This window comes from Solemya elarraichensis gill symbiont (assembly GCF_002021095.1).
Classification (GTDB): domain Bacteria; phylum Pseudomonadota; class Gammaproteobacteria; order Chromatiales; family Chromatiaceae.
Map to the genome: position 1 here is coordinate 1 of NZ_MPRK01000172.1, position 3,803 is coordinate 3,803.

The following is a 3,803-nucleotide window of genomic DNA, read 5'->3' on the forward strand; positions in this document are numbered from 1 at the left end:
GAGTTATTTTGATGAGACTGGTGCTTGATGCCAGGGGATTGGTCCGCCTGGAAGGTGTTAATTGATCAAATAATGATCAGTTAAAATGGTATCCGTGCCCCGATTTCGAGTGAAAATCGGAATCTTGACAAAGAATCGAGACATGCCATGATAAATTTGGATTATTCGAGGCGCCCTTAATTGCCATTGCCGCTATTCCTTTTTCCATCAAGATTCGTCATAATTATTCCTTGAGTTCAATAAATAAATATTAGTTACACAGATGAGGAGCCGCAATATGCGTATCAATCAAGTTACCATGGGCTTAATAGTTGCATTTCTGCTGTTGTCCGGGTGTGTTTCTACGCCAGTTCCGATGCATCACAAAACAGGTGTCAAGCCACAAAAGCAGACCAGCGACTTAACTGCTTGCCAAGTTAATGCAGTTAATGCTGTACCCGCTAGCATGCAAGTTCGTCGCACACCAATCTTTACGACACGAACAAAAACAAATTGCTACACAATGGGTGACAACATTCAATGCGACACAACTGGCGGACAAATATCCGGCGGAGATGTCCATACATATGATGCAAACGCAGACTTAAGAGAGCGCGTTACAGATGAATGTATGACGAAAAAAGGCTACATAAAATACCAATTACGTAGGTGTACACCCTCAGAGGTGAAAAACAGCCCTACCTCCAATACGACATTTCCGCCTGTAACAGAGATGACTTGCGTGAAGCAGGGGCCTACTGGCAGATGGGTTCTCGTCAACCCGGAATAAGAGAGACTCTGATTAATTCGACAGTCCGAGTTGGATCGGTGGGGACCAAGAGTCTATGAGTTTGGTGTGAGAATATATACGTCTACTAACACCATAGGTTATGGCCACGATTATTAAGAAATTTAGAGCTGCAGTCTTTTTATTGGCGGTCGGTATCAATTTTGGCTTGGTGCTCTTCGTCCAAGCTTCAGTGTTTGAGAACGGTGCACTGATATTACACTGCACTTATAAGTTTGGTGAACGTGACTTTAGAATGTATGCCGAGTATCAGAAATATGTTTCTGTAGAATACGACGCCTATATTGGCATCGGTTTTTCTGCTGGTCTCAAATTGGGCCGTCAGGGCATCGAAATCGAATCCGCCAGAGTCGGACTGCTCAAGAGCGACTGGGACACTGAGTCCGAGGTGGGTTTGAGATTCAATGCGCCTGAGGATAAATGGTACCTTGATGGCGGGATTTCAGATTCGCTCAATAGCATTAATGGTCAGATTTCGTTAGATTGGAAGGCGTTCTCCTTTCTCCCAGAATCTATATCCAAATTAGAAATTTCGGAATCATCGTTTCATAGGCCTCTAACAAAGAAAGAAGAGAATGCATTAATCTCTCCTCCAGATAGGCCATCAAATAAATACGCAGGGGACGACACCATAGGTCCCGTAATTGATCTTGGTGATGGAGTGACGATGCAGAATGCCTCCACTTCACCGAAGGTTAAAACATCCTACACGGACACGGAGGAAGAAATCGCAGATGCTGTGTCAGAAATGCGCAAGTTGGAATTTGCGGAAGAACTACCCGACGACTATGTATTTGCCGAGCCAACGTTCCATGAAAGACCTCTAACAAATAAGCTCGGTGAACCTATAGTGTATGCCGAGGATCAGAAGGATGTTCCTGTGAAAGAAGAGAGGTCATTAAAACCTCCTCCTAGAAACACAGGGGGTGAGACCATAGGTCCCGTAATTGATCTTGGTGATGGAGTGACGATGCAGAAGATCTTCACTTCACCGAAGGTTAAGACATCCTATGACGGAGATGAAATGGCAGACAGTTTTTCAGATGCCTTTACAAAGCCAATTACTTCATTCATCGAGGCGTCTGATGATTTGCACTCTGCGATCAATAATAAACCTCCCTCCATTAGCCCAACAGATCGCGCCAAAATGGACAAGGCTGGACAATTTATAGGCTTTGGTTTAAGCCTGATGAACCCTGTAGGCGCTGCAGCAACAGGATTCGGACACGCTGTGGATGTCGTGCAAGATATTGCGCACGGTGAGGGTGCGCCCGATAATCCTAGTTCGCTTTCGTCAGATCTAATGAGCATGAAGATGGCAGGTATGGGTAAGGGCGTAATCAAACAAACCAAAACTGCACCCCCCAATAATGGTGGTAGAAAATCATTCCTTAATAAGGGGGGCAAGGAGTCGGTAGATCACATTAAGGGGAACAAAGGTGAAGGATGGTCAGAAAAATTTACATTTGGGTTGCCGCGTGTAAAGGGTAAGTTAGGGAGTCCTACGGAGGCTCCTGGTTTAGCTGAAGCAAGCCCAGAAAGCATATCGTTGGATGAGTTGCGTGCCAGATTGAAAAGTCGTAATGACAAATTCACTTCCCGTAGCACTCAAAAAATGATTAGAGATTCAACAATAATGAGAAAAAATAAAGATGGTGCAGTAACTGCGACTACAAGTTTCAGTGGGTCTGGAGGGGGAAGGTCAAGCTACAAAACTCAATTTGATCCAAATAAACAATCGATTCGCTTTTTATATAGTCTGAGGGGCGGAGACACTCTCATTTCCCAAAGCGATGTAGTGAGAAATCAATTTCTGAAGCTAGAACAAAGTGATCAATTTGTTCCAGGAAGGCATGAAAGAGTCCAGATAATGAATCGACGTGCTCAAAAAGTCATGAAGGAATATGGGGGCAAAAAGCACTCGCAGCAATTATATGATGCTTTTCTGCGAAATACCGATAATGGACGGAGTAGTTGGAGAATTGCAACTGAGTTTGGTGCGAGGCCAACATCCGTAACAAGGAGAGGTTCTGATGTAATAATTGAGACAACACATGATTCAAGCATACCTGAAGATTTTGAGCTACCAAGCAGAGATCGTCACTTTATTCCCGACAAAACAACCATCCCGCCACCCGCATATGAGACGCTTCCAAGTGAGAGCATAAACACGGAATCCTCTCCTCAAAAATGCTGCAACATTCAATAGCACTGTGGCCTCCGATCGCAGTAGTGAAGCGGTCTAATTCACCCGAGCGCTTCGCTAAGGAACCCCTGATTAATATCGTTTTGCTGTAGCCAGAGCGATCATTCCCAGACAGCCCCCACCTCGGACTCAGTGTCCCAAGTGAAGTCGTCGCTAGGGGACCATTTATTCTCAAGCACATTGACTCTCAAGTCACTCTCGAAAGGCGCATTGAATTTCTTTTCACTCTAGTACTGGCTTATTGCCTTTTCTACATCTTCATTGAATTTCCGATCCAACTCGGCCTGATGGCGAAAATACTCGGCTACATGTCTACTACGCTCAAATTCAGAGAACTCCTCTTCCAAGGTGAGTCTGTCATTGAACATCTCGGTTTCTGCACGTTCTTCCGCCAAAAGGCGCTGAGTGGTGGTGATAATTTCGGAAATCTCTTCCACGGTGGGTAGACTCTGGAGATAGTGGCCATCCTTGGCATATTGGCCGTAAGGAGCGTCGAAATCTCTACAGTCAAAGTCAGCATCCGGACAGTTTAGTTAAGGTTGATTTATTATCCAGTGCAGATAATTTACGCTGTTTTCTGGGATTGTAAAACCGCTCAATATAATCAAAGATGTCTGCCCTGGTCTCAGCATGGGTCAGGTATGTTCTTCGGTTGACACGTTCTCTTTTCAGTTGCCCGACGAAGCTCTCTGCGGATGCATTGTCTGCACAACTACCCACAGCGCTCATCGAGCAGATCAGATTATACCCTTTCAGGAACCGCTGATATTCACGGCTGGTAAATTGGCATCCACGATCTGAATGCAGATA

4 protein-coding genes are annotated in these 3,803 nt (G+C 45.0%); 2 read left to right on the forward strand and 2 right to left on the reverse strand.

What is annotated here, in order from left to right; genetic code table 11:
• Positions 1-277: 277 nt before the first annotated feature.
• Both BOW51_RS08320 and BOW51_RS08325 read left to right on the forward strand, forming a co-directional pair.
• Positions 278-769 carry a hypothetical protein gene (locus tag BOW51_RS08320; protein WP_135568163.1) on the forward strand — a complete coding sequence of 164 codons (492 nt, stop codon included), beginning with the start codon at positions 278-280 and terminating at the stop codon, positions 767-769.
• Between the two features lie 100 nt (positions 770-869).
• On the forward strand, positions 870-2,996 hold the full coding sequence (locus BOW51_RS08325; protein ID WP_078477296.1) for a hypothetical protein: 2,127 nt from the start codon (positions 870-872) through the stop codon (positions 2,994-2,996).
• Positions 2,997-3,220: 224 nt separating this feature from the next.
• On the opposite strand, the gene BOW51_RS08330 is transcribed toward BOW51_RS08325, so the two are convergent.
• Complete coding sequence (locus BOW51_RS08330) at positions 3,221-3,430, reverse strand: hypothetical protein (protein WP_078477297.1); 210 nt, start codon at positions 3,428-3,430, stop codon at positions 3,221-3,223.
• A gap of 76 nt (positions 3,431-3,506) precedes the next feature.
• Positions 3,507-3,803 (reverse strand): IS3 family transposase (locus BOW51_RS08335; protein WP_153039637.1); only part of this gene is annotated, 297 nt, incomplete at its 5' end.

Bases quoted from the DNA above. Each gene is read 5' to 3' on its own strand.
- BOW51_RS08320 (WP_135568163.1), top strand. From the start codon at position 278: ATGCGTATCAATCAAGTTACCATGGGCTTAATAGTTGCATTTCTGCTG.
- BOW51_RS08325 (WP_078477296.1), top strand. From the start codon at position 870: ATGGCCACGATTATTAAGAAATTTAGAGCTGCAGTCTTTTTATTGGCG.